Origin of the sequence: Halosimplex litoreum (assembly GCF_016065055.1) — an archaeon.
Classification (GTDB): domain Archaea; phylum Halobacteriota; class Halobacteria; order Halobacteriales; family Haloarculaceae; genus Halosimplex; species Halosimplex litoreum.
In genome coordinates this window covers 1,064,863-1,088,529 of sequence record NZ_CP065856.1, presented here as the reverse complement: position 1 = coordinate 1,088,529, position 23,667 = coordinate 1,064,863, and the positions used below count along the sequence as shown (strand labels likewise).

Genomic DNA, 23,667 nt, shown 5'->3' with positions numbered 1-23,667 from the left:
GATCGCCCGACCGATAGTGTTGTCTCGGCGACCACTCGGGGCCCGTGGGCGCCTCCCGTGCCACCCCAAACGGTTAGATTCGCCCGGTCGAACCGCCGGCATGGTCGACGCCCGCGAGTACCACGAGCGGACCAGCTACTCCCCCGAGCGCCTCCGCGAGATGGAGTTCGAACTCGACGAGTCCAACCGCCCTCGCCCGTACAAACTCTACGAGGGCCTGCCCCGTGTCTCGCCCGACGACGACCCCGACCCGCCGGAGACGCCCGCGCTCGCGGCGGTCGCGACCGACGGCGCCGCGCCGCCCGCCGCCGCACACGATACTGAGGACGACCCCGACATCGGGACGCTCTGCCAGTACGCCGCGGGGATCACGAAAGAGCCGGAGACCGGCGGCGAGCGCTACCGGTATCGCGCCGCCGCCTGTACGGGCGCGCTGTATCACGTCGATATCTACGCCGTCGCGGGCGACTGCGGCGCGTTCTCGCCCGGGGTCTACCACTTCGACCCCGACTCCGGCGCGTTCGACGTGCTTCGCGAGGGCGACTACCGGGGAGTCCTCGCAGCGGCTGCGGGCGACCGGGACGAGGAAGGAGATTCGACGGGCGTCGCCGACGCGCCGGTCACGTTCGTCGCCACCTCTCAGTGGTGGCGCAACGCCTGGAAGTATCGCGACCGGACCTATCGCCACGCCTTCTGGGACGCCGGGACGATCCTCGCGAACCTGCTCGCGGTCGCCCACGGCGGCGGCCACCGCGCCGAAGTGGTGGCGGGCTTCGCCGACGATCCGGTCGTCGAGTTGCTCGGGCTCGACCCCGACGACGAGGCCCCGCTGGCGCTCGCCCCCGTCGGGTCGGGCTCGCCGGTCTCCGACGCCGCGGAGACGCCCGAGGTGGACCCGATCGACCCCGACGAGCGCCCGCTCTCCGAGGACCCCGTCGACTACCCGCTGATCGTCGACGCCTGGCGAGGGAGTCGACTGGCCGACGGCGAGGCCGCCGACACCTGGCGCTCGGTCTTCGCCCACGAGGTCGCCGACACGTCGCTGGGTGCCCGGCCGGCGGACGACGGCGAGCGGACCGCCCTCGACCCCGTCGACGCCGAGACTGCTTCCGCTCGCCCGACCGGGAACACGATCGAACGTCGTGGCTCCTGTCGCGAGTACAGCCACGAGCCCATCAGCGCCCGGAAATTCGCGACCGTCATGGACCGAGCGCTCCGGGGCGTCCCCGCCGACGCCTTCGCCGGCGACCTGCGCGGGCTCGTCGACTGTTACTGCCTCGTCCACGCAGTCGACGGGGTCGACTCGGGCGTCTACGAGTACCACCCCGGCGCCGACGAACTGGAGTGGGTCCGCGAGACCGACCGGAAGAGAGCGGGCCACCTCGCGCTCGGCCAGGACGTGGTCGGCGACGCCGCCGTGAACGTCTATCTCGTCGCCGACGTGGACGCCGTCGTCTCGGAGTTCGGCAACCGGGGGTATCGGCTCGCGCAACTGGAGGCCGGGATCGTTCTGGGGCGGCTGTATCTCGCGACCTACGCCCATCGATCGCTGGGCGGGCGCGGGTTCACCTTCTTCGACACCGAGGTCGCCGACTACCTCGCGCCCCACGCCGACGGCCAGACCCCGATGACGCTCTTTGCGTTCGGGAAGCCGGCCTGAGGCGTCCGGCCGGTCCGATGGTGACCGCCCGCTCGGAGTCGGTCCGGGGATGACCGCCCGCTCGGAGTCACCCCTCCGACTCAGGAGAGCTCGATCAGCGAGAGCGTGCCCTCGACCACGCCGCCGACGTATATCGCCCCGTCGACGACGGCAGGGCCGCTGCTGAGTCGGTCGGCCGCCCCGTAGAAGCGCCACGCGACCTCGCCGCTCGACGGGTCGAGCGCGACGAGCGTCCGCGGAATATCGCCGTCGGAGCCGGTGTCCGTCGCGAACACCCGGTCGGGACTCGCCGCCAGCCCGCCGGCGTAGGAGGGAGTGAAGCCGCCGTAGCGCCAGCAGCGCTCGCCCGAGTCGGCCCGCAGGGCGACCAGTCCCCCGGCGGTGCCGACGTAGACGTGGCCGCCGTCGACGGCCAGTCGCTCGGGGCGGTCGTCGACCTCGCGGCGCCACCGCACCTCGCCGCTCGCCGCGTCCAGGGACAGCACCGTCCCCTCGACCGTCCCGGCGTAGGCCGCGCCGCCAGCGACCGCGACGGGCGTCTCGACCGATGCCGCCGTTTCGGTCCACCATCGCCGCTCGCCGGTCGCGGCGTCGACCGCGTGGACGTACGCGTCCGCGCCGCCCACGTAGACGGTCCCGTCGGCCACCACGGGATGGGACGCGGTCGACAGCCCGGTCCGGTAGCGCCACCGCACCTCGCCGCTCGCGCGGTCGAACGCCGCCAGCCCGAGTCGCGTCGGCACGACCACTGCCCCGGCCGCCACGGTCGGTCGCCTGTAGGGGAACCGGCCGGCGGTGGGAAGCGCCGCCGTCCAGCGTTCGCGCCCGTCGGCTCGCTCGACGGCCCCGAAATGGCCGTCGTCCGCACCCAGCGCTACCGCGTCGCCCGCGACGACCGGCAGGCCCGGATCGGCTACCGATGCGCTCCAGCGCGTCTGCCCCTCCTCGGCCCCGACCGCGTACAGCGTCGCGTCCATGTCGGTCGTGTAGACGGTGCCGTCGGCGACCGTCGGCGCGGGGATGCCGATGTGGCCGCCGACCGCGTGGGTCCACCCGACCGACAGCGGCGGCTCCGGCATCGCCGCCCGAAGGACCGACCGCGTGTTCCGCCAGTCGCCCGTCGCGGTCGGCCAGCCCGCGGTGCCGGGGTTGCGCGTCGGGTCGACCGAGCAGGTGCGGTCGACCCCCGCGTCGCCGAGCGAACAGCCGGCGACCAGTGCCGCGGCGCTCGCCCCGGTCGCGAGGTACGCCCGCCGGTTCATTCGAACCACACCACCCGTCCGGACCGCAGCGTCGCGACCATCGACTCGCCCGCCACCGCCGGGCCGGCGGGCGCCGCGTTCCCCTCGCGGTCGTCACCCCAGAAGTACGACGAGTCCGCGCGGTTGCCGAGCTGTCCCCAGACGCGCTCGCCCGTCTCGGCGTCCAGCGCGCCCAGGCCGACGTACACCCGGTCGCCGGCGACGACCGACGCGTCCTGTCGCGGCACCCGGTCCGTCCCCCGATCGGCGTACGTGTTGACGTAGCGCCACCGCTCGGCACCCGTCGCGGCGTCCAGCGCGTAGACGTTCTTCGCGCTCACGTAGACGCTCCCGTCGCCGACGGCCGGCCGGCTCGGCCGGTCGAAGCCGGTCGCGAAGCGCCACTCGCGGGTCCCCTCGCTCGCGTCGACCGCGTGGACCGCACCCCCCAGCGAGACGTAGACGACGCCGTCGGCGACCGTCGGCGCGGCGAGCGGGTCCGCCGTCTCCGCCGTGTAGCGCCACCGTTCGCCCCCCGAGGAGAGGTCGAGCGCCACCAGTTCGGCCGTCCGCTCGCTGTAGACGTTCTCGGCCCGCCCGTCGACGAGGAGATACGCCGTCTCGCCGTCGACGGCCGGCGCCACCGGGATCGGCCGCCCGCCCTTCGTGAGCCTGGCCGCCGCCGACACCAGCGACCGGCTGGCGCACCGCCCGGCACGATCCGGGTGGACCGCCGCGAGCCGGCCGGCGTCGGTGCCGACGTACACGCGGTCGCCGGCGACCACGGGCGTACCCGGGACCCCGCCGAGGTCGACGCGCCAGCGCTGCTCGCCAGTCTCGGCGTCGTAGGCGGTCAGCGACTCGTCGCGGGCACCGACGACGACGGTGTCGCCGACCGCGACCGGCGGCCCGGTCACGCCCGAGGGAACCGCCACCGACCAGACCGGGTCGTCCCTGTCGGGGTCGAGCGCGTACACCCCGCCGGGCGGGTCGTCGACCCACTCGCTCCCCGTCCCCTTCGCGACGAACACCCGCCCGTCCGCGACGACCGGCGCGGTCGCGGGCGAGTGGCGCGTGTCCTCCCCGTCGGTCACCGGCCCGAGACCCAGCGTCGTCGCCGAGGGATCCGCCGGCGGCCGCTCCTCGGCGTCGACCCGACCACGGTGGCGGGGACCGCCCCCGGCCTGTCGCCAGCCGGTCGCCGCGTCGTCCTCGGAGGCGGTACGGTCCCCGCCCGTGGGCGAACATCCCCCCGAACAGCCCGCCAGCGACCCCACCGCCGCGGTCCCGAGTCCGGCCAGGATCGTTCTCCGTCGCACTTTGTCCGATCGTTGACGGGTCGCAGTAAATCCCTTGTGTTCCGACGGCTCCCGTCGGCGGTGGCCCCGTCAGTCCGGCTCGGTCGTCGCGTAATGTGGCCCGACCGGTCCGTGTTCCGGACAGGTGCCCGCGATCGGCGTCGCGTTGAGACAGCACTGCCGGCTGTTCGTGGCGGCGAGGTCTGTCTGGAGTTCTTCGCCGCAGAGGAGACAGTACTCCGGTTCGTCTGTCACTGAACAGTGTCCGGGCCACTGCGAGAAAAGGTCAGGGGTCGCGAACGGCGTCGGAGCGACCCGATCAGAACGTGAAGTGGGTCCTCAGTCGTCGGCGGACGCCGCGGCGTCGCGGCTCGTCAGGTCGACGGGGTCGGCGTCGACCTCCAGTTCGTCGAGGGCGACCTGGGCGGCGCGCTTGCCGGAGACGAGCATGGCGCCGAACGTCGGGCCCATGCGCGGCAGACCGTAGGTCGTCGCGGTGGCCATGCCGGTGACGACGAGCCCGTCGTGGGCGAGGCCGGTGTGCTCGACGACCGCGTCTTCGCTCTCGCCGACCCACATCGAGTCGTGGCCGGGGGAGTCGTGGCCGGGGGCGCCGTAGGTGTCGTCGCCGGTCTGGTCCATCCCGCTGTTCTCCTCGCCGATACCCGGCGCGTTCAGCACGCCGCGCTCGTCGAGCTTCTTGACGGCCATCGCGTCGTGGCCGGTGGCGTCGATGACCAGATCCGCCTCGACGGCGATCGGGTCGACGCAGGTGATCTCGCGCGGGAGCGCGTGGACCGGCGTCCAGTTCATGACGATACCGCCGACGCGGTGGTCCTCGCGGATGACGATGTCGGTGAACTCCGTCATGTTCTGCATCTTCGCGCCCGCGTCGCAGGCGGCCTTGATGAGGCCGGAACAGGCCTCGGGGCCGTTGGCGACGTACAGCCCCTCCGAATCCTTGGACTGCTTGTGGTCGACGTCGAGTTCGTCGAGGACCTGCTGGGCCGGGTCGCGCACGGTGACCTTGTTCATCAGGAAGCCACCGAGCCAGAAGCCGCCGCCGAGGTAGTTGTTCTTCTCGACGACCATCACCTGGACGCCCCGCTCGGACAGCTCTTTGGCCGCCATCAGGCCCGAGGGGCCGCCGCCGACGACGATCACGTCGCTGTCGGAGAAGTCCATGAACTCCTCGGTCCACTCCTGGCCGATCGCTCGCGTGACTTCCGCCTCGCCCACGTCGCTGAACTTGTCGAAGCCTTCCTGGCTCATATTAACCAGTGTTACCAGTCAGTGGTAAAACGACTTTCGGTATCCCTCGGCCGTAGAACCCGACGGTCGACCGCACGCGCTCGCCGCTCCGGCGGCCGCCCGAGATGGCCGTTTTACAACGCGCTTATACGGCGGCCGGGGCAAGCGGGCCCATGTCACTGCGGTTGCCCAGCGAGATCGTGGTCGAGCGGTTCCTCCCGACCGCGCGGGCGATGCTGGCGACGTCGTTGCACGACCGCGGGTTCACCCAGAAGGAGATCGCCGACCGCCTCGGGTTGACCCAGGCGGCGGTGAGCAAGTACCTCCGGGGCGACGTGAGCGTCGAGGACCGCTTCGCCGAGGACAAGCGGATGGTCACGACCGTCGAGGCTATCGCCGAGGGGTTCGCCGACGGCTCGATGGACGGCTACGAGGCGCTCTCGGAACTGCTCGACCTCGTTCGCGTCTTCGAGGACCGCGGTCCCATCTGCGCCGTCCACGAGGAGGAGATGCCCGCGCTGGAGGGGATGGGATGTGACCTGTGTGTCCGCGGAACCGACGACGCCGTCCTCGCCGAGCGCGAGGCGCTGGCCGCCGTCCGGCGGGCCGCCCGTCGGATCGCCACCGAACCGGGGATGGCCGAGCACGTCCCCAACGTCGGCACGAACGTCGGGACGGCGGTCCCCGACGCCGCCGACGCGACCGACGTGGCCGCCGTCCCCGGGCGCCTCCAGGCGGTCAACGGCAGGGTCGTGCTCCCCGCTGACCCGGAGTTCGGCGCCTCCCAGCGCGTCGCCGAGACGATCCGCGCCGCGACGGCCGTCGACCCCGACGTACGGGGCGCGCTCAATCTCGCGACCTCCGAGGCGCTGCTCGACGCCGCCCGCGAGCGCGGGATCGACCCCTTCGAGTTCGGCGCCGACTACGAGGGGCGCGACGAGCGTCTGCGCGAGGGGTTCCGCGAGCGCGGCGGCGTCCCTCGGGTCGCCTATCACGAGGGAGCCTTCGGCATCGAACCCGTCGCGTACGTCTTCGGCGAGACGGCGACCGAAGCGGCCGCCCTCGCCGTCGACCTCGCCGAGGCCGCGCGGACCGAGTGAGGGGGCGGCCGTCCCCCCGACCGGTAGTATTTATGGGTGACAGCCGAACGATACGACGATGGGTCTCCGCCGCTCGACAGCGACCGTCCTCCTCGCAGCGCTCCTCGTCTTCGCCGGGTGCTCGACGCTCCTCGGTGGCGGGTCGACGCCCGCGCCGACCGACGACGGAACGACGCCCGCGAACGGGCCGGCATCGCCGACCGCGACGCCCGCGACCGCACCGACGCCGACTGCCACACCGACGCCGAGCCCGTCGCCAACGCCGACGGTATCGCCGTCACCGACTGCGACGGCCACGCCGACACCGACCCCCACCTCGACGCCGACCGCCACTCCGACCCCCGCGCCGACACCGACCCCCACCTCGACGCCACCGGCGAGCAGCGAGCCAGCGGGCGTCGGTGAGAGCGATCGGGTGGTCGTCAGCGGTGGGGAGCTTCCGGTGAACGCGACCGAGGTGTACCAGCGGGTCGAGCGACTGATGGGTGTCGACGCGCCGGCGCCGACCGTCCGGGTGAGCGACGACGGGCCGATCGACTTCTCCTCACGGGAACTCACTCCGACCACCGAGGCGCTTGGCTACCGCAGCGGCGACGGGGCGGTCTCGCAGTGCGGTCAGTTCTATCCCGCCTTCGCGAGTACCGACACCGTTACCGTCGCGCCCGGCGACCTCTCGGCCGACGCGGTCGAACTCGTCCTCGCCCACGAGTTCGTCCACATCGTCCAGGACGCCGTCGCAGGGTTCGACCGGGTCGGCGAGGTCGAACGGTACGCCGTCGACCACGCGCTCTCGGAGGGCAGCGCCGTCTACGTCGCCGACCGCTACGCCGATCGCTACGACAAGCGCTGGAACGGGACGACGCCGCTGGGCATCCGCGAGTGCATCTACGACCGCATCGACGACGGCACTCGCGGGCTCGCCGGCCGCTACTACTTCGGCGGGCTGCACTTCGAGCAGCGGCTCGACACGCCGGCGAACCTCTCGGCGGTGTACCGGGCGCCGCCCCGAACGACCGAACAGGTGATCCACGGGCTCGCTCCCGGGACCGAACCGGTCGCGAACCTCTCGGTGTCGGTCCGACAGCGCGGTCGCTGGATCGGTGACGCTCGCGAGCGGGCGGGCGAACTCCGACTCCGGTCGTGGCTCTACACCGGGCTCCAGGCCGATCGCGTCGAGACCGCCGCGACCGGGTGGGGCGCCGACGAGCTCCTCACCTTCCAGCGCGGCGACGAGACGAGCGTCGCCTGGGTCCTGCGCGCGGACTCCGAGAGCGACGCCGACGAACTCGCCGCGGCAGCCGCCGATCTGGGGACGACGCTGGAGTCGCGCGACGCGACGAGCGTCGAAACGGCCCGCGTCGGCGACGAGACCGTCGTCGTCTTCGCCGGCACCGAGTCGTTCGCGGCGGGCGGGGAGGCCACCGGCTCCGACGGCGACGTGACGGTCACCGTCCCGTAGCCGAAACTGTAGCTCCGACAGTATTTTCACACCACAATCCTATCCGGCGATATGGCTACCCGACGACCCCTTCCGACGCTGCTGTGCGCGTGTCTCCTCGTCCTCGCCGGGTGCGGAGCGCCCTTCGGCGCGAGTACGACGCCGGACTCGACATCGGCCCCGACGGACGTGGGGCCGGGAGCGACACCGACCGCGACCGAGTCGGAGCCCGGAGTGTCGCCGACCGCCTCCTCCGGGGACGGGGAGCCGTCGCCGACCGGAACCGAAGTCGAATCGAGCGAGCCCGGCGGCGTGGGCGAGAGCGAGCGCGTGACCGTCACCGGCGGCGACCTGCCGGTCAACGCCACGGTCGTCTTCCGGCGCGTCGAGCGGCTGCTCGGCATCGACAAACAGCCCCCCGAGGTCGTCGTCACCGACGAGGGGGCGTACGATTTCGATACGATCGAGCCGTCACTGGCCCAGCGCGCGCTCGGTTACGAGTCCGGTCGTGGGTCGGAATCCGGCTGCGTGGGGACGTTCTTCCCCGCGTCCGGGGGCGCCGACCGCGTGACGATCACGCTCGGAAACCTCTCGGCGGAGACGGTCGAGCTGATCCTCGTCCACGAGTACGTCCACTCGTTCCAGTGGGAGATAGCGGAGTTCGAAGCGGCCGCCTTCGACGGCAGGATCGTCGGCGGGATCGAGGAGGGCGTCCCCGTCTACGTCACCGAACAGTACGCCCAGCGCTACGAGAAGCGCTGGAACGGACGCACGCCGCTGGAGATGCGCGAGTGTCTCTACGACCACGCCGGCGAGGCGTTCCGTCCACTGGCGGCCGAGTCACTGTTCGCCGCCCGGTACGTCGAGGGCCGGATCGACTCGCCGGCGAACGTCTCGGCCGTGTACCGACCGCCGCCACGAACGGCCGAGCAGGTTCTCCACGGGCTCGCGCCGGACGCCGAACCGCCGCGAAGCCTCGACGTGAGCGTCGACGGCGCCGACGCGCCCGACGTGGAACGGGCGGGCGAGATCCGACTGCGCGCCTGGCTGCGGACCGGCCTGTCCGCGGACCGTGCCGCGACCGCGGCGGCCGGCTGGGGAACGGACAGGATCGTCCGGTTCGGGATCGGCGTCGAACCGCGCGTCGCCTGGGTCCTGCGCATGGACTCGACCACCGAGGCCGACGAACTCGCCGCCGCCGTCGACGACCTCGAAACGGACCTCGAATCGCGAAACGCGACCAGCCTCCGGTCGACACGGATCGGCGAAGAGACGGTCGTCGTCTTCGGTGGCCCCGACTCGTTCGTCGCGAACGCGACCGCCAGCGGGACCGAGAGGAACGTCACCGTCGCTGCGCCGTAGTCCGGTCCCGACCCGGCTCGGTCGACCCGGTTCGGCCGATCCGTCGCCGGCCCGACCCCCGCCGCCGCGCTTTTGTCCGCCACACACCAAGCCGTCGCATGACGCGGCAGGAGACCGACCGCGCTGTCAGCGGCCATCGCGGCGAGGGTCGCGCCGGCGCGTCGGGAGGTGAGTCCGGTGGCTGAGTCGACGGTCGTCCTCGACGGCGAGTCGCTGACCCCGGAGGACGTGGTCGCGGTCGCCCGCGGCGGTGCCGAGGTCGCCGTCGCCGACGACGCCCGCGAGGCCGTCCGCGCCGCCCGCGAGCGTGTGGCAGACGTGGTCGAGAGCGACGAGGCCGTCTACGGCGTGAACACGGGCTTCGGCGAACTCGTCGACGAGCGAATCCCCCGCCAAGAGGTCGCACAGCTCCAGACCAACCTCCTGCGGAGCCACAGCGCCGGCAGCGGCGACCCCCTTCCCACGGAAGCGGTCCGCGCGATGCTGCTCGCCCGGGTCAACGCCCTCCTCGCCGGGTACTCGGGCGTCCGCGAGGTCGTCGTCGACCACTTGGTGACGATGCTGAACGAGGGCGTCCACCCAGTCGTCCCGCGAACCGGGAGCCTCGGCGCCAGCGGCGACCTCGCGCCGCTGGCGCACGCGAGTCTCGTCCTGATCGGCGAAGGGGCGGCCCGGGTCGACGGGAACGCCGACGACGTCCGGACCGCGGACGGCGGTGAGCGTCTCGACGGCGAGGCGGCGCTGGCCCTCGCGGGGCTGGAGCCGCTGACGCTGGGGGCCAAGGAGGGGCTGGCGCTCGTCAACGGCACCCAGCTGACGGTCGGACTCGGTGCCCTGCTAGTCGTCGACACCGAACGGCTGGTCCGGGCCGCGGACGCGGCGGGCGCGCTGACCACGGAGGTGACGCTGAGTTCGACGGTGCCGAGCCACCCGGCGATCCAGGCGGTTCGCCCTCACGAGGGCCAGGCCGCGAGTGCGGCGAACCTCCGGCGGCTGACCGCCGGCTCGGAGATCGTCGACTCCCACCGCAACTGCGACCGCGTCCAGGACGCCTACTCGACGCGCTGTCTCCCGCAGGTCCACGGCGCCGTCCGCGACGCCCTCGGCCACCTCCGGGGGGCGGTCGAGACGGAACTCAACAGCGCCACCGACAACCCACTCGTCTTCCGTCGCGATTCGATCGCCGGTCGGACCGACGACGGGGCCACGGCCGGGGCCGCCCGCGCCAGCGGCACCGACCACGCCGCGGTCCTCTCGGGTGGGAACTTCCACGGCGCGCCACTGGCCCACCGCCTGGACTACCTCACCGCGGCCCTGACGGACCTGGCCGCCATCAGCGAGCGTCGGGTCGACCGTCTGCTCAACCCCAACACCCAGGAACCACACCTTCCGCCCTTCCTCACGAGCCGACCCGGCGTCCGGTCGGGCTACATGATCGCCCAGTACACCGCGGCCGCGCTCGTCGACGAGTGCCGCGCCGCGGGCCGCCCCGCGACGGACAACACGCCCGTCAGCGGCAACCAGGAAGACCACGTCAGCATGAGCGCCACCGCCGCGTGGGGCGCCCGAGAGACCGCCGACCGCGTCGCCCGGGTCCTCGGGATCGAACTCTGTTGCGCCGCTCAGGCCGCGGAGTTCGTCGACGACGACCTCGCCCCCGGACGCGGCAGCGGCGCCGCCTACGAGGCCGTCCGCGAGCGCGTTCCTCCCCTCGAAGACGACCGCCCGCTCGCCGAGGAGATGGCCACCGTCGCCGACCTCGTTCGGTCGGGTACGCTCGAAGACCGGGTGAACGAAGGACTAGACGAACCGCTGGCCTGAGCGTTCGCCACCGTCGGTCGCGGACGGACGCGGACGGCGGCCTCACGTCCCGTTCTCGTCGTCGCCACCTTCACGGATCGCCCGCTCGGCGACCGAAAGCGCCTCGTCGGCGTCGAACGCGGCGAGGACCGATTCGAGCCGCCCGCGGTCGGCGTCGGCCAGGTCGCGGGCGTGGTCGGTGATCGCCGGGACCGCGCGGACGACGTTGTCGACGATCGGCACGTCGGCGGCGCGGGCCGACCGAGACATCGGGTTGAGGTCGATCACGATCTCGACTTTTCCCAGCTCGCCCAGCGCCTCGGCGCGGTCGCCGTCCTCAAGCGGGACGAGGACCACGTCGGCGTCGCCGATGCCGTCGGCGTCGACCTTCGCCCGCTCGTGGTCCAGTCCCGGAATGGTCCCGTCGGCAGTGAGGCCCTTCACCTCGCCGGCGCCGTGCTCGCGGAGGTGGTCGGCGATCCGCTCCATGCGCTCGTCGGTGCGGTTGAAGAGGTTCACCTCAATATCGGATCCGGTCGCCTCGGCCAGGTCGACGACCTCGCCGGGGACCAAGGCGGCGACGTTGCCGTTGACCGAGAGGACGGGGTGGTCGGCCAGGAGGAGGTGGGCGGCGGCGGCTCGTTCGGCGGCGTCGGCCGAGGGGAGCGTCCGCTCGCCGAGCAGGTAATCGAAGGCCTCGCCGCGGCCCTGGGCGACGAGCCCCTGGCGGGAGGTGATACCGGCCTCGACGCCCGCCTCGATACGGTGGCGGGTGAGCAGCGACTCGTAGCGCGGGTGGCTCTCGGGGATGTCGACGTCACCGTCGGCGTCGGTCATACCGGTTGCTCGCGGGCGAGCGCCGAAAAGCCGACGTTTCCGGGTGGGTCCGAGCACCGTCCGTCCGAGACGCCGGCGGGGCGGCCGTTCACTCCGCGTCGATCCGGTGGCCGGCGGCGGGACCGCACTCCTCGAAGAGGGCGGCGAGGAGCTTGCGCTGTGCGGCTCGGAGGTGCTGGGAGAACGTCGACGGCGAGATCGAGAGAGCGTCGGCGACTTCGGCACCGGTCGTCTCTCGAGGCCGCTGGAAGTAGCCGACCCGGTAGGCGGTCACCAGCACTTCCAGCTGTCGGTCCGTGAGTTCTCTGGCGAGTACGTCCTGGACCCGATGGCGGAGGAAGAGCGGCCCCTCCCGAGGACGGTCGCGTTTGGCGACCAGGTCGACCGACGGGTGCGCGTCGTCGAGCGCGTCGACGACGGTCCCCGCGTCGCGTGACGGGAGAACTTCGGCGACGACGCGGCCGTCGCCGTCCTCGGCCCAGAGGTCCCGGAGGAACGCCCCTTCGTCGGCCAGCGTCGTCGCGACACAAGTCGTGTGGTCTTCGACGTGACAGACGACGACACCGTTGTCGGTGTGGCGGTCGACCAGCCGCTCCTCGACGGGTTCGGCGTCGGTGATCCGCTCGACGGTGGCGGGAGCGGCGTCGCGGACCTCGAAGAACTCCAGATACTCGCCGTCCGACCGCGGCAGGAGTTCCCGGAGTATCCACCGGCAGGAACCGCGTTCCGAGCCGCTGACGAACGGGTAGTCGGAACTGGTCACCCGGAACTCGAGCTCGGTCGGTCGGTCGGCGGGTGGGGCCATCTTATCGGGGACCCCACGGGTATAGCGGCAAGTACCTTGTGCCGCTGGACGCGAGCGGGGACACCGGAGGCGAACCCCAGCGTCGCCGGTTACCGCGCATACTGGTTCGAACCCCCGGCGTCGATACGGGGGTGGTCTGTCTCGTCTATCGCCGACGCGGCGGTCGCGCTCAGCTCCGCCGAGAGCGCGAACAGCGCTCGTTCGTGTGCGGCCTTCGAGCGGTGGACCGCCGTCGGTGTGACCCCGATGCGGTCGTACTCGTCGACCGGACCGGTATCCGCGTCGCGCTCCTCGTCGAACTCCTGTCGGAGGAGCGCGAACAGCGCGTGCAGGTAGAGTGATTCGCGTTTTCGCATGCGTGGGTGGTGACGGGGGCCCGCTCCGGACGGGAGCGGGCGGGTGGGGTGGAAAGCGCGAAGCCGGGGTTGGAGAGGTGGGACCGATACGATGCGCATCGTCGGCCCGGACGAACCCTTGGATGCCACGGTCGAAAAACGAATACCCGAATACTACGGTCCGCCGCTGGCGGGCGGTAGGGAGTGTCACTCCGGCAGCGTCCGGTCGTTCGGTGGCGCGACTACGGTGGCTCCGGTCGGGTCGATCTGACAGCTCGTCGGGTCGTAGCCGGCGTCGCTGAGGCCGGTGTCGAGCGCGACGACCGTCTGCCCCAGCATCCCCATCGTCGCCTCACCGCCGGCCTCGGCCACGTCGGTCACGACCTCGTACACCCGGTCGGTGACCAGACCCGCCTCGCGGGAGAACTGTCGGGACGACGCCAGGAGCCGTTCCAGCGTCGGCTCCTGGACGAGCCGCGACAGCGCCCGCTCGCCGGCCGCAGAGATGGCCTCGGTGTCGCCGCCGATCACCTCGCTCGTCGATAGCTCGCCGAACGTCTGGAACTCCACGCGCGAGCGGGCCGGCACCGCGTCCATCTTGTTGTGCTGTGGGCTCCCCGGCTCCAGCCGTATCGGGACGCCGCCGTGCAGTTGTCCGACTACGTCGCCCAGGCCGGTGCCGGCCTGGACCTCGGCGCCGTGGGCGATCGTCGCGAGTTCGTACGTCGAGAGTCGCCGGTCGAGTAGCTCGTTCGTCGCCAGCGCCGCCCCCAGCGCCGTCGCGCCGGAGACGCCGAAGCCCGAGCCGACCGGCAGGTCCGTCACCGCGTCGACCGCGACGGTCGCCTCCAGGGCGTCGAGCACGCGTCCGACCGCCTCGATCTCGACGACCGCGTCGTTCAGCGTCACCGCGACCGTCTCGGCGGGCCGGACCGTCACGGTCACGCCCTCCGAGAGCGCCAGCCCCGCACCGCGCGACCCCGCTTTCGTCGGGTCCTCGGCCCTGTCGACGGTGAAAAAGCCCGTCACGTGGCCGGGAACGAACGCTCGTGCCACCGCTGTCATACTCGCTCGTCGGCACGGCGCCTGTAATCAGTTTCGTCCTCCGAGCGCTCCGGTCTCCGAGCGGCCCCGGCGCTCACGCCCGCTCGCGCTCCGTCGAGCGGTCGCCCTCGGACACCCCGAGGAACGTCTCGGCGTCGTCGACGGATTCGGTCTCCAGCAGGCGCTCGACGCGGGCTTCGAACTCCTCGTCGCCGAGTTCGCCGCGAGCGTAGCGATCCCGGAGTTCCGCCAGCGCCGCGTCGGCCTCGTCACTGCGGCCGCGGTCACGATGTCCGCCTTCCCGCTCGCGACCGCGGTCGGCCTCGCGTTCGGACTCGTAGTACTTCGCCAGCGCGATCGCGAGCGGCATGCCGCCGCCGAAGCCGACCGGAAACGCAACCCAGAAGTAGTCGACGCCGAGGAACATGAGCGCGAACGCCACCCCGAGCGTCAGGAAAGTGACGGCTCCCGTCGCGACGCCGACGAGCGGGCTCTCCTCCTCGTCGTCGGGGTCGACGACGTCGGTCGCGTCGCGTGCCATATCGGATCGATGTCGGCCCGGCATTTGTATCTACCTTCCCCGGCTCCGCAGACGCCGGTGTGTCGGCTCGACGGTCGCGACCCACAGAATTATTGTATCCGCTGTCAGACATCGTCTCGAGTATGCCGTCAGTCAGTGCGCGGCTCCCGACCGACGAGAAGGAGGAACTGGACGCGGTCGCCGAACTGCTAGACGAGGACCGTAGCACGACGATCCGCAAGGCCCTGCGCGAGGGGCTGGCCGAGTTGCGCGTTCGCCGCGCGGTCGAGCGCTACCAGACGGGCGACGCCTCCGTCGCGGAGGCCGCCCGGATCGCCGGCGTCTCGCTGGGCGAGTGGCTGGAGATCGCCCACGAGCGCAACCTCACCACCCAGCTGGCCGCCGAGGACTTGAGCGACGACGCTTACACCGCCCAGGAGCTCTGATGGGACGCATCTACGTCGGGCCGACGAGTCTCTACGCGCTCGGTCAGGTGGGTGAGCTCGACCTGCTGGAGAGTCTCGACGGTCGACTGGTCGTCCCGAGGGTCGTCGAGCGGCAGGTGACGACCGAGCCCGCCCGGAGCGCGCTGGAGTCGTTTCTCGACGAGACGGACGTGTCGACGGCCGTCCCCGACGCCGCCCACGAGCAAGCCGTGGAAGTCGTCGGTATCGACGAGGGCACCCACGAGGCGGCGATGCTCGCCGGCGTCGTCGCCCACGTCGACCCGAACGACCGCTACGCCGTCGCCGTCGTCTCCGAGGACCGCCGCGTCCGTCGCCTCGCCGAGGGCCTGGGCGGCGCGGTCACGAGCAGTTTCGGCGTCGTCGCCCGCGCGGCCGCCGAGGACAAGTACCTCTCTCGCTCGCAGGCCCGGCGGATCGTCCGCCGCATCGACGCCAACGGCATCCAGATGACGGGCGAGATGCGGTCGCAGGCGGTCGGTGCGGTCGGGGAGTAGCTGTCGAGGGTCCGCGAGCGAAGCGAGCGGTTCACGGAGCCGAACGCAGTGAGGTCCCGCTTTTTCGCCCACGTTTTTGCCGGGTGGGTTCCCGCAGCGACTGGAAGGAGCGAGGAAAGCCACCCGGGAAAAAGGTGGCAGCATGATGGGCGAGATGCGGTCGCAGGCGGTCGGTGCGGTCGGGGAGTAACTGGAGACAGAGCATCCGCGAGCGGAGCGAGCGGCTCGCGGGACCGAACGGAGTGAGGTCCCGCTTTTTCACCCATGTTTTTGCCGCGGGGTTCCCGCAGGGAGCGAAGCGACCGAGGAAACCCCCGCTGGAAAAAGATGGGCGCAGATGCGGTCGCAGGCGGTCGGTGCGGTCGGGGAGTAGTCTACGCGAGCGACACGAACGACCTGCGGGGTCACGGGCGTTCCCGCGGCCGACGCGTGGCTCGCGCGGTCGTCCGGGTGGTTCCACGGGTCGATCCCTGCATAGTTTGGCACGAGGTACAATACCACAGGGCCCGAACTGCCGGACGTATGTCACCGACCACACCTGGTGGGGCCGTGTTGCAGGCCACGCAGTCCGAGGTGTTTCAGGAGATAAACAACGACGTGTTGCTGTCCTCGTCGCTGTGGGCGAACATCGCGCTGGCAGGGCTGTCGATACTGCTGTTCGTCTATATGGGGCGCAACGTCGAGGAGCCGCGGGCGAAACTCGTGTGGGGTGCGACGTTGCTGATCCCGCTGGTCTCGATATCGAGCTACACGGCGCTGGTCTCGGGGCTGACCGTCGGCTTCATCGAGATGCCTGCGGGCCACGCCCTGGCCGGCGAGGAGGTGTTGAGCCAGTGGGGCCGGTACCTGACGTGGGCGCTCTCGACGCCGATGATCCTGCTCGCGCTCGGGCTCCTCGCCGACGCCGACCTCGGGAGCCTGTTCACGGTCGTCGCGGCCGACATCGGGATGTGTATCACCGGACTGGCCGCCGCGCTGGTGACGTCGTCGTACGCGCTCCGCTGGGTGTTCTACGGGATCAGCTGCGCCTTCTTCGTCGTCGTCCTCTACGCGGTACTCGTCGAGTGGCCGCGGTCGGCGGCCGCCGCGGGTACCGGCGAGATATTCGGGACGCTGCGGGCCCTGACCGTCGTGCTGTGGCTGGGCTACCCGATCATCTGGGCCGTCGGCGTCGAGGGGCTCGCGCTCGTCGAGTCGGTCGGCCTCACCTCCTGGGGATACTCCCTGCTCGACATCGGTGCGAAGTACATCTTCGCGTTCCTCCTGTTGCGCTGGGTCGCCGCGAATCAGGACGTCGTCGCGGGCTCGGGGCTCACGACGGAGACCGAGAGCCGTGCCGCGCCGGCCGACGACTGACCGCACCGCGACCGTCTGACCGCCTCTCGTCTGCCTGCCGGTCACCGTCGGCCCCACCGGTCACTCTTCTTCGGCGGTCTCGTGGAACTCCCCGTCGTCGAGGACGGGGTCGTCGGCCAGGAACTCGACGCCGCGGGCGGTGGGTTCGACGCCGGTCTCGGCTTCGAACTCCGCCAGCAGGTCGCTCTCCCAGCCCATGCCGGCGACGGCGTCGAACGCACCGAAGATCTCGGTGAGCATCGGCGCCGGCGGCGCGTGGGCGAACGCGCGAAAGCGGAACCGGTGGACCATCGCGAATCGGTAGAGCATGTCCTGTCCGGCGAGGCCGTCCTCGCCCTCGTAGCGGGCGGTCTCGGTCGGGCGGTCGTCGCCGCCCGAGCCGTAGAGCACCGCCTCCGTGCAGGTCTCCGTCTCCGAGTCGAAGGTCCCGACGGCCGCCCGTTCCCACCGGTCGGCGCTCTCGACGAGCAGACCGGGCACGGGGTCGTCGGTCAGGGCGTAACAGTACTCGCCGACCCACGCCAGGTCCGCCGGCCGCTCGGCCCCCTCTCCGTCGACGAGGTCGCCGTGGACGCAGTCTCCGTCGTCTGGTGGGTCCATCGGGTGGCGGTCGTCGAACCAGCCCACCAGCGCCTCCCGGGCCCGCCCGTCCGCGCACTCGAACGTGTAGGCCGTCCACTCCACGGGCTGGCTTGGGGAGTGGCACTGAAAAACGTTGACGGCTGCGTGTTCGCGGCGACAGCCGTTGGTGGTTTCGGACCGCGGCGAGATCGAGCGGCGCTACGGAGAGAGGCGCTGGCGATCCTGCGAGACTCACTGTGTTCGTCTCGCTGGCTCCCAGGTTTGTCGCCGCTCACGGCTCACTTCGTTCGCCGTTCGCGTATCCGAGGTCGCTGCGCGACCTCGCCCCCTACGGCGACAAACGCTGGCGATCTCGCGGGAATGCCGTCACTTCGCTTCGCTCGTGACGGATTCTGCCTCGCTTCGCTCGGCAGAACGCCGGAAGACGTTCCTGCTCGTCGCGATGCTCCTGTGCGGGCTGCGACTTCCGAGCTCCCGCTCGACAGGGACGTTCTCGCCTACGGCGAGAGCCGTTGCCTGTCTCGCGGGAAGAGAACGGCCTCGCGGATGTTGCCCAGGCCGAGCATCGTCATGACGAGCCGCTCGCCACCGAGACCCCACCCGGCGTGGGGCGGCATGCCGTACTTGAACATCTTCGTGTAGTAGTCGAACTGCTCGGGGTCGAGGCCCTGCTGTTCGAACCCGTCGACGAGGTGGTCGTAGCGGTGTTCACGCTGGCCACCGGAGACCAGCTCCATCGTCGGGTGCATCATGTCGAAGCCCGTCGAGAGCTGCTCGTCGTCGTCGTGGTCCTTGATGTAGAACGGCTTGATCTCGGAGGGCCAGTCGGTGATGAAGTAGTGCTCGCCGACGTCCTGGCCGAGGGCGTGCTCGCCCTCGGTCGGGAGGTCGTCGCCCCAGACGAGTTGCTCGTCGAGCTCGCCGGTCGCGTTGATCCGCTCGATGGCTTCTTCGTAGGTGAGCCGCGGGAACTCGCCCTCCGGTGCCTCGAATTCGTCCTGGAGGCCGAGCGCTTCGAGTTCGTCCTGACAGTTCTCGGCGACGCCCTCGTAGGCGGCCTTGACGACCGTCTCGCAGGCGTCCATCGCCTCGGTGTGGTCGTAGAAGGCCGACTCGAAGTCGATCGAAGTCGCCTCGTTGAGGTGCCGCGGCGTGTTGTGTTCCTCGGCGCGGAAGATCGGACCGATCTCGAAGACGCGTTCGAGGCCGGAACCGACCATCAGCTGCTTGAACAGCTGCGGGCTCTGGTTCATGAACGCTTCCTGGCCGAAGTAGGTGATCGGGAACAGCTCCGTCCCACCCTCGGTGCCGGTGGCGACGATCTTCGGCGTGTTGATCTCCGTCGCGTCGAGGTTCCGGAACGCCTCGCGCACCGAACGGAGGACCTCCGCGCGGATGGCGAAGATGGCCTGGACCTCGTCCTTGCGCAGGTCGAGGGTGCGGTTGTCCAGTCGCGTCGAGAGGTCGGCGTCGACTTTCCCCGAGGGGTCCAAGGGGAGTTCGGGGTCGGCCTCGGCGACCACGTCGAGGCTGTCGGGCGTGACCTCGACGCCGGTCGGGGCGCGCGGTTCCTCTTCGACGTCGCCGGTGACGGCGACGACCGATTCGCGGTGGACGCCCAGGCCGGTCTCGACGAGGTCGTCGTCCATCTCGTCTTTCTCGAATTTGACCTGGATCTTCCCGGTCGTGTCCCGGAGGATGAGGAAGGCGATGCCACCGAGGTCGCGGATCTCGTGGACCCAGCCGGCGACCGTAACGGTCTCGCCCGGCTCGGCCGCGGCCGTGTAGGTGCGGTCGTCCATGTGCGTGGCTTCTGGGGGCCTCGACTTAAGGACAGTCCTTCCGGGTCAGCCCGTCTCACCCCACCGAAAAGCATACCGGTCGGTGGCGGCGTCGCACGCTCGAAACGATCGCGATGGGTTACGACTCGTCGCCGCCGTCGGTGAGGACCTCCGTGTCCTCACTCCCCGCTTCGTTGGCGAACTCCGGCAGCTCGTCGTCCGATTCGGTCTCGGGCTCGGCGGGCTCGCGGTCCCAGCCGCGCGCAGTGTATTCGTGGCACATGGTATCACACCATCTGGAGCGCAGGACCGGGCCCAGTTGAACCTTGTGGCGGCGCTAGCCGGTGTCGGTCGTCGGAAGCGAGCGAGCGGTGGCCGGTGAGCTACTCGGAGATGGTCGCCGCTTTGGCGTCTTTCGCGCCCTCGACGGTCTCGACGACTGCGTCGACGCCTTCGTCGTGGACCAGATCGCCGACGACGACGGTGTCGGCGTGGTCGGCCATGGTGTTGGCCGACTCGTAGTCGTGGATACCGCCGCCGTAGAACAGCGTCGCGTCGTCGAGCGCGTCGGCCGCGGCGGCGACGATCTCGGGGTCGCCGAACGTGCCGGAGTACTCGGCGTAGACGATCTCCTGGCCGAGCATCCGTTCGCCCACCTCGGCGTAGGCGGCCACGTCCGACGGATCGAGGTCGCAGTCGGACTGGGTGAGCGTCGCCGCGGCGGAGTCGGGGTTGAGCACGATGTAGCCCTCGGTGAACGTGCGCTCCCAGTCGATGTCGTCGTCGATGCGGACCCACTCCTTCTGGACGCCGGAGAGCCACGCGATGTCGCCGGCGTTGAGCACCGCGGGCACGAGGTAGCCGTCGACGCCGCCGCGGTAGACGACGTTGGCGGGGTTCGAGGGCTCGACGTACAGCGGCACGTCGTACTCGGCGCAGGCCTCGACCACGTCTGCCATCTTCTCCTCGGTGACGCCCGTCGTCCCGCCCACCTCGATGGCGTCCGTGCCACAGGTGACGACGTCGGCGTACGTCTCGCCGTCGACGAGATCCTTGTCCGGGTCGACCTTCAGGATGTGGTCCCAGTCGTCCCACGGCCTCTGCATACTCTCAGTCACCTCGCCGGACCGTAAAACGGCTTCGGATGGGAGTAGCCGAGAGCGTTTGCTATCTCAAATCACACTGTAGATCTGGTATTCCGTTCGAATCAGACGATATTCTCCAGAACGTCACCGAGGCGCGATTCGAGTTCCGACGCCTGAAGGATCTTGATCTCGTTGCCCGCCTGCTCGTCGAGTGACGCGGTTTTCTCATCTAAGTCCTGCGTGACGAGCAGTCCGTTCCAGCCAGTCCCGAAGTACTCTTCTGATGTAGATTTTCCGAAGACGAATTCGTCGTTGACACGGAGAAAAGCCAGGTACTCTGCGGTTTCCTTGATCCCTTCGCGAATCGTATCTGTCCGCCGGCTATTTTTCACCTCGGCGATGAGGTACTCGTTCCTGTTGGCGTCCTCGTCGATGACCTCCATCACGATCACGTCCGGTCGGCCGGTGTGGTTCTTGAAGCTACGGTCGGTGAAGTAACTGTTCGCGACGTTTCGTGCAACCGTCTGGACTTTCTCGGTCCGGGACAGCAGCCGCTCCTCTGCATCTGGAACGTCAGAGACGAACGACAGATCCCGATCCGCTGCGGAGTTGTCGTGATAGAGGACGATGTCTTTCTTACCCTCTAGCCTGGCGATCTCCTGTCTTCCCGTCGCGATCGTCTTGAACTGGAAGTCGCTGTCCTGAATGTCTTCGATAGTGGCGACGAACCGAAACAGGACGAATAGTTCGAAAAGCGCGTGGTCGTCGTCGGGAGTAATGGCTGTCCGGTCGAGGAGGTCGTGAAGTGCGTCCTCGTCCCCGGCGAAGAGTGACGCTCGATTACGGAGAAGTTCGGCTGCCTCTCGGTAGATCGCCTGTCGAGAGCCCTCCGCCGTCGTTAGCATCTGCTCGGTCGGTTCGTATACCTCCGGGCTTCGAATGCGTCGCACGTGGACGTTCCGTTCCACGACCCGCCTTAGTTCGTCTATCAGCGCTTCGCTCCCCTTCCACGTCTCGGTCACCCACTCGTACTCGCCACGGAGGTACTCTTCAGCCTCTACGACGGTCGTGTGGATCACCGAGAGCAGGTGTTTCAGCACGACGTTTTCGGAGATATCGTAGTCTTCGGACCGATTCGTACAGACGAACAGTGATGCGTCGCGAGGGCTCTCGGTATATCGCTTCTTTACCGTCGCACTCCAATCGACGTGGCCGTCTACGCCGCCTCTACGGGTCCGCGCTACCGTCTCCGTCTCGGTCCGTACGTTACGGAGTCGTTTCGGCAGCGCTCGGACGAAATCAAGGACTTCGTCTTGGAGAATAAAGTGCAGATCCAGAAGCAGTTCGTAGTCTTCGAAGCGCTGGTCGAGCGCGTCCGGTTTGATCGACCGGGCGACTGCTTGCTCGGGAAATGCACCGTGCATCGCGTACGCGAGGATATCCTGCGTGAGGCTGTTCAGGAGTGCTTCCCTATTCATTACTGAGGAAGGTCACTTGGAGCATATCTCTCGCAGCATCGTCGAGTTCTCGCTCGTCGACCTGATCGACGGAGGCGATCTGTTCGACGATCTGTTCACGCTTCGGGACTCCTTCGAGTTGCGGGAAGATGAAACTGATAATCGCCTGGGTCAGACGGTCCGTTAGGTGGATGTGTTCGTTTTGGCTCGTGTATTCGAGCATGTCTTTGACGATTGCTGGCCCGATAGCACGGTCGTCGATAGCGTGGTTCATCTTCCGCCAGATCCGCCCGATACTGATGAGTCGAGGCCGGTCTCGGTCTTCGACGTCCATCTCCCAGGAGTCCGCGTACTGATGCATCAGATCCTCGATATCACTGTCTGATTCCGGGATACTCGGCGCGCTGACTCGCACGAAAGCGAACCGTCGCATGAACGCGTAGCTCATCTCGTAGAGCGATGTCTTGTCGTACGTGTTCATCGTCGCGATCAACCGCCACGAGGGGGTAACGGGAAATCGGTCTCTGTTTTTAACCACTCGTTCGACCGTGCTGTCCGGCGTTTCTTCGTCTATCCACTCGATTCGCACACGGTTCTCTCGTTCGTATGGCAGCTCGACGGAGTCTTTCGAGAGAACAGAAAATAGCTGACCGAACGCCTTGTCGATATCTGCTCGGTTCAGTTCGTCGATGACTAGCCACTTGTTCTGAGCAGTGCCTTCCTGATCTCGGAAACAGCGGAGGAAGAGTCGCGGGTCGAACGACAGCTCTTCGCCGTTTCCTGTCGGAGCGTATCCCCCGATCGTATCGAACGTGCTCCATTCGGCAGTTGCCGTCGTGAATGTGTAACCATCGACTTCTGTAAAGTCCTGAACCTGCTCGCACACGGAGCGCGCCAACCGGCTTTTTCCGGTTCCCGGTGGGCCAGTGAAGATCACGTGCTTCCCCGAGTTCAGCGCGGCTTCGATCTGACTTTCCAAGCGTTCCGGGTTTTTGAAGAACAGATCTGAGGGGAGTTCGATATCGACAGGAGATAGAGTGAGTTTGTCTCCAAAGTCGGGACTCGTCGCAGAGTCGCTGTTGTCGGTTTTATTCCGACCTGCGTCTGTCCGCCGCGCTTCGATATATTTGTCGACGGACCCGAACTTCTCACGGATGGTGTCGTGACCGTCGTCGCCGTAGGAAACGAACGACTGCTGGATGTACGTCTTGGTCAGGCCGTCGAACCCGTGGAGTTCCTCGCTCGGAATGTCGAGCGGAAACGTCTCGGAGAAGTAAATGATGTAATCCCAGGGATCGTCGGATTCCTTTCCCTCACTTCCCCAGACACGGGTGTAGACTTCCCAGAGTTCCTGACGGAGTTCGGGATTCTCCTCTTTCGCGAGCACTCGGCCACCGTAGCTGTACTTCCGAACACCATCCTCGTCTTCAGCACCGGTATAGAACAAAATGTAATCGCCGGCGTCGAGATCGTCCCACGTGGAACTCGGATTTGGAATTCCCCAGATCGATACTGTTCCCTCGAGTCCATCTACACTCGTGTGTGGCTGATAGATCTCCTCACTGACCCCGTCTTTCACGGTTCGTTGGAGATTGGTCTTCGCCTTCTCGTTCGCGCAGGCAACTCTGAAAATACGAGACTGATCCGACATCGTGAGATGAGGGTAGTGTCTTGTTGCAGCATACTTAGAACTTCTTGAAATTGGTTCTCTCCGGTGAAATTCTTCGATTCGGCTCAAGCGGCACTTCGTGGCT

The 23,667-nt window shown here is 69.0% G+C and carries 24 protein-coding genes; 9 read left to right on the top strand and 15 right to left on the bottom strand.

Annotated elements, in window-relative coordinates:
- The first annotated feature begins 100 nt into the window (after positions 1-100).
- Complete coding sequence (locus tag I7X12_RS05345) at positions 101-1,660, top strand: SagB/ThcOx family dehydrogenase (protein ID WP_198062830.1); 1,560 nt, start codon at positions 101-103, stop codon at positions 1,658-1,660.
- An 80-nt stretch (positions 1,661-1,740) separates the two neighbouring features.
- Here the strand turns inward: I7X12_RS05345 and I7X12_RS05340 are convergent, their stop codons facing one another.
- From I7X12_RS05340 to I7X12_RS05325, 4 genes are all read right to left on the bottom strand, one after another.
- Positions 1,741-2,922 (bottom strand): outer membrane protein assembly factor BamB family protein, encoded by a 1,182-nt coding sequence (locus tag I7X12_RS05340; protein ID WP_198062829.1) that lies wholly within the window; start codon positions 2,920-2,922, stop codon positions 1,741-1,743.
- Entirely contained in the window at positions 2,919-4,220 is a 1,302-nt protein-coding gene (locus tag I7X12_RS05335) for an outer membrane protein assembly factor BamB family protein (protein WP_198062828.1), read from the bottom strand. Before I7X12_RS05335 ends, I7X12_RS05340 begins: the two co-directional genes overlap by 4 nt.
- A 69-nt stretch (positions 4,221-4,289) precedes the next feature.
- On the bottom strand, positions 4,290-4,454 hold the full coding sequence (locus I7X12_RS05330) for a hypothetical protein (protein WP_198062827.1): 165 nt from the start codon (positions 4,452-4,454) through the stop codon (positions 4,290-4,292).
- A gap of 84 nt (positions 4,455-4,538) precedes the next feature.
- The gene (locus I7X12_RS05325) at positions 4,539-5,471 is read right to left on the bottom strand and encodes a sulfide-dependent adenosine diphosphate thiazole synthase (RefSeq protein WP_198062826.1); all 933 of its coding nucleotides are present in this window, start codon (positions 5,469-5,471) and stop codon (positions 4,539-4,541) included.
- A gap of 152 nt (positions 5,472-5,623) precedes the next feature.
- Here I7X12_RS05325 and I7X12_RS05320 point away from each other — a divergent pair, with 152 nt between their 5' ends.
- The 5 genes from I7X12_RS05320 to hutH all read left to right on the top strand — a co-directional run bounded on the left by I7X12_RS05320 (position 5,624) and on the right by hutH (position 11,171).
- Positions 5,624-6,550, top strand: coding sequence for a thiamine-phosphate synthase family protein (locus tag I7X12_RS05320; RefSeq protein WP_198062825.1), 927 nt, complete (start codon positions 5,624-5,626; stop codon positions 6,548-6,550).
- A 117-nt stretch (positions 6,551-6,667) separates the two neighbouring features.
- A complete protein-coding gene (locus I7X12_RS05315) occupies positions 6,668-6,955 on the top strand; it encodes a hypothetical protein (RefSeq protein WP_198062824.1) in 288 nt (95 codons plus the stop codon).
- A 37-nt stretch (positions 6,956-6,992) separates the two neighbouring features.
- Complete coding sequence (locus tag I7X12_RS05310) at positions 6,993-8,009, top strand: hypothetical protein (RefSeq protein ID WP_198062823.1); 1,017 nt, start codon at positions 6,993-6,995, stop codon at positions 8,007-8,009.
- Between the two features lie 51 nt (positions 8,010-8,060).
- Positions 8,061-9,350 (top strand): hypothetical protein, encoded by a 1,290-nt coding sequence (locus I7X12_RS05305; protein WP_198062822.1) that lies wholly within the window; start codon positions 8,061-8,063, stop codon positions 9,348-9,350.
- A 177-nt stretch (positions 9,351-9,527) separates the two neighbouring features.
- Positions 9,528-11,171 (top strand): histidine ammonia-lyase, encoded by a 1,644-nt coding sequence (gene hutH / locus I7X12_RS05300; RefSeq protein WP_198062821.1) that lies wholly within the window; start codon positions 9,528-9,530, stop codon positions 11,169-11,171.
- 42 nt (positions 11,172-11,213) lie between these two features.
- Here the strand turns inward: hutH and I7X12_RS05295 are convergent, their stop codons facing one another.
- The 5 genes from I7X12_RS05295 to I7X12_RS05275 all read right to left on the bottom strand — a co-directional run bounded on the left by I7X12_RS05295 (position 11,214) and on the right by I7X12_RS05275 (position 14,712).
- Positions 11,214-11,987, bottom strand: coding sequence for a 4-phosphopantoate--beta-alanine ligase (locus I7X12_RS05295; protein WP_198062820.1), 774 nt, complete (start codon positions 11,985-11,987; stop codon positions 11,214-11,216).
- 88 nt (positions 11,988-12,075) lie between these two features.
- Positions 12,076-12,792, bottom strand: a complete 717-nt coding sequence (locus I7X12_RS05290; RefSeq protein WP_198062819.1) for a helix-turn-helix domain-containing protein — start codon at positions 12,790-12,792, stop codon at positions 12,076-12,078.
- Between the two features lie 89 nt (positions 12,793-12,881).
- Positions 12,882-13,148, bottom strand: coding sequence for a UPF0058 family protein (locus I7X12_RS05285; protein WP_198062818.1), 267 nt, complete (start codon positions 13,146-13,148; stop codon positions 12,882-12,884).
- A gap of 186 nt (positions 13,149-13,334) precedes the next feature.
- The gene (locus tag I7X12_RS05280) at positions 13,335-14,192 is read right to left on the bottom strand and encodes a pantoate kinase (RefSeq protein ID WP_198062817.1); all 858 of its coding nucleotides are present in this window, start codon (positions 14,190-14,192) and stop codon (positions 13,335-13,337) included.
- A gap of 73 nt (positions 14,193-14,265) precedes the next feature.
- Positions 14,266-14,712 (bottom strand): SHOCT domain-containing protein, encoded by a 447-nt coding sequence (locus I7X12_RS05275; protein ID WP_232343058.1) that lies wholly within the window; start codon positions 14,710-14,712, stop codon positions 14,266-14,268.
- A 122-nt stretch (positions 14,713-14,834) separates the two neighbouring features.
- On the opposite strand from I7X12_RS05275, the gene I7X12_RS05270 reads away from it, so the two are divergent.
- From I7X12_RS05270 to I7X12_RS05260, 3 genes are all read left to right on the top strand, one after another.
- Positions 14,835-15,137: a UPF0175 family protein gene (locus I7X12_RS05270; RefSeq protein WP_198062816.1), complete on the top strand. Its 303-nt coding sequence runs from the start codon at positions 14,835-14,837 to the stop codon at positions 15,135-15,137.
- Positions 15,137-15,652, top strand: coding sequence for a hypothetical protein (locus I7X12_RS05265; RefSeq protein ID WP_198062815.1), 516 nt, complete (start codon positions 15,137-15,139; stop codon positions 15,650-15,652). The genes I7X12_RS05270 and I7X12_RS05265 overlap by 1 nt, the downstream gene beginning before the upstream one ends.
- Before the next feature lie 522 nt (positions 15,653-16,174).
- Positions 16,175-17,008, top strand: a complete 834-nt coding sequence (locus I7X12_RS05260) for a bacteriorhodopsin (RefSeq protein WP_198062814.1) — start codon at positions 16,175-16,177, stop codon at positions 17,006-17,008.
- Positions 17,009-17,068: 60 nt separating this feature from the next.
- Here I7X12_RS05260 and I7X12_RS05255 read toward each other — a convergent pair whose 3' ends face one another.
- The 6 genes from I7X12_RS05255 to I7X12_RS05230 form a co-directional block, all read right to left on the bottom strand.
- Entirely contained in the window at positions 17,069-17,692 is a 624-nt protein-coding gene (locus I7X12_RS05255) for a hypothetical protein (protein WP_198062813.1), read from the bottom strand.
- A 395-nt stretch (positions 17,693-18,087) separates the two neighbouring features.
- The gene (gene aspS / locus I7X12_RS05250; protein WP_198062812.1) at positions 18,088-19,392 is read right to left on the bottom strand and encodes an aspartate--tRNA(Asn) ligase; all 1,305 of its coding nucleotides are present in this window, start codon (positions 19,390-19,392) and stop codon (positions 18,088-18,090) included.
- A 118-nt stretch (positions 19,393-19,510) separates the two neighbouring features.
- Positions 19,511-19,654: a hypothetical protein gene (locus tag I7X12_RS05245; protein WP_198062811.1), complete on the bottom strand. Its 144-nt coding sequence runs from the start codon at positions 19,652-19,654 to the stop codon at positions 19,511-19,513.
- Positions 19,655-19,754: 100 nt separating this feature from the next.
- Positions 19,755-20,477 (bottom strand): phosphoglycerol geranylgeranyltransferase, encoded by a 723-nt coding sequence (locus tag I7X12_RS05240; RefSeq protein ID WP_198062810.1) that lies wholly within the window; start codon positions 20,475-20,477, stop codon positions 19,755-19,757.
- Between the two features lie 101 nt (positions 20,478-20,578).
- A complete protein-coding gene (locus I7X12_RS05235; RefSeq protein WP_198062809.1) occupies positions 20,579-21,934 on the bottom strand; it encodes a hypothetical protein in 1,356 nt (451 codons plus the stop codon).
- Positions 21,927-23,492 (bottom strand): AAA family ATPase, encoded by a 1,566-nt coding sequence (locus I7X12_RS05230; RefSeq protein WP_198062808.1) that lies wholly within the window; start codon positions 23,490-23,492, stop codon positions 21,927-21,929. Before I7X12_RS05230 ends, I7X12_RS05235 begins: the two co-directional genes overlap by 8 nt.
- Positions 23,493-23,667 lie beyond the last annotated feature (175 nt).

What these genes read in the sequence shown, in the direction of transcription:
- I7X12_RS05305 (WP_198062822.1), top strand. Translation starts at nt 8,061, where the DNA reads ATGGCTACCCGACGACCCCTTCCGACGCTGCTGTGCGCGTGTCTCCTC.
- I7X12_RS05270 (WP_198062816.1), top strand. Translation starts at nt 14,835, where the DNA reads ATGCCGTCAGTCAGTGCGCGGCTCCCGACCGACGAGAAGGAGGAACTG.
- aspS (WP_198062812.1), bottom strand. Translation starts at nt 19,392, where the DNA reads ATGGACGACCGCACCTACACGGCCGCGGCCGAGCCGGGCGAGACCGTT.
- I7X12_RS05290 (WP_198062819.1), bottom strand. Translation starts at nt 12,792, where the DNA reads ATGGCCCCACCCGCCGACCGACCGACCGAGCTCGAGTTCCGGGTGACC.
- I7X12_RS05240 (WP_198062810.1), bottom strand. Translation starts at nt 20,477, where the DNA reads ATGCAGAGGCCGTGGGACGACTGGGACCACATCCTGAAGGTCGACCCG.
- I7X12_RS05320 (WP_198062825.1), top strand. Translation starts at nt 5,624, where the DNA reads ATGTCACTGCGGTTGCCCAGCGAGATCGTGGTCGAGCGGTTCCTCCCG.
- I7X12_RS05275 (WP_232343058.1), bottom strand. Translation starts at nt 14,712, where the DNA reads ATGGCACGCGACGCGACCGACGTCGTCGACCCCGACGACGAGGAGGAG.
- I7X12_RS05260 (WP_198062814.1), top strand. Translation starts at nt 16,175, where the DNA reads ATGTCACCGACCACACCTGGTGGGGCCGTGTTGCAGGCCACGCAGTCC.
- I7X12_RS05345 (WP_198062830.1), top strand. Translation starts at nt 101, where the DNA reads ATGGTCGACGCCCGCGAGTACCACGAGCGGACCAGCTACTCCCCCGAG.
- I7X12_RS05325 (WP_198062826.1), bottom strand. Translation starts at nt 5,471, where the DNA reads ATGAGCCAGGAAGGCTTCGACAAGTTCAGCGACGTGGGCGAGGCGGAA.
- I7X12_RS05265 (WP_198062815.1), top strand. Translation starts at nt 15,137, where the DNA reads ATGGGACGCATCTACGTCGGGCCGACGAGTCTCTACGCGCTCGGTCAG.
- I7X12_RS05295 (WP_198062820.1), bottom strand. Translation starts at nt 11,987, where the DNA reads ATGACCGACGCCGACGGTGACGTCGACATCCCCGAGAGCCACCCGCGC.
- I7X12_RS05280 (WP_198062817.1), bottom strand. Translation starts at nt 14,192, where the DNA reads ATGACAGCGGTGGCACGAGCGTTCGTTCCCGGCCACGTGACGGGCTTT.
- I7X12_RS05285 (WP_198062818.1), bottom strand. Translation starts at nt 13,148, where the DNA reads ATGCGAAAACGCGAATCACTCTACCTGCACGCGCTGTTCGCGCTCCTC.
- I7X12_RS05235 (WP_198062809.1), bottom strand. Translation starts at nt 21,934, where the DNA reads ATGAATAGGGAAGCACTCCTGAACAGCCTCACGCAGGATATCCTCGCG.
- I7X12_RS05340 (WP_198062829.1), bottom strand. Translation starts at nt 2,922, where the DNA reads ATGAACCGGCGGGCGTACCTCGCGACCGGGGCGAGCGCCGCGGCACTG.
- I7X12_RS05245 (WP_198062811.1), bottom strand. Translation starts at nt 19,654, where the DNA reads ATGTGCCACGAATACACTGCGCGCGGCTGGGACCGCGAGCCCGCCGAG.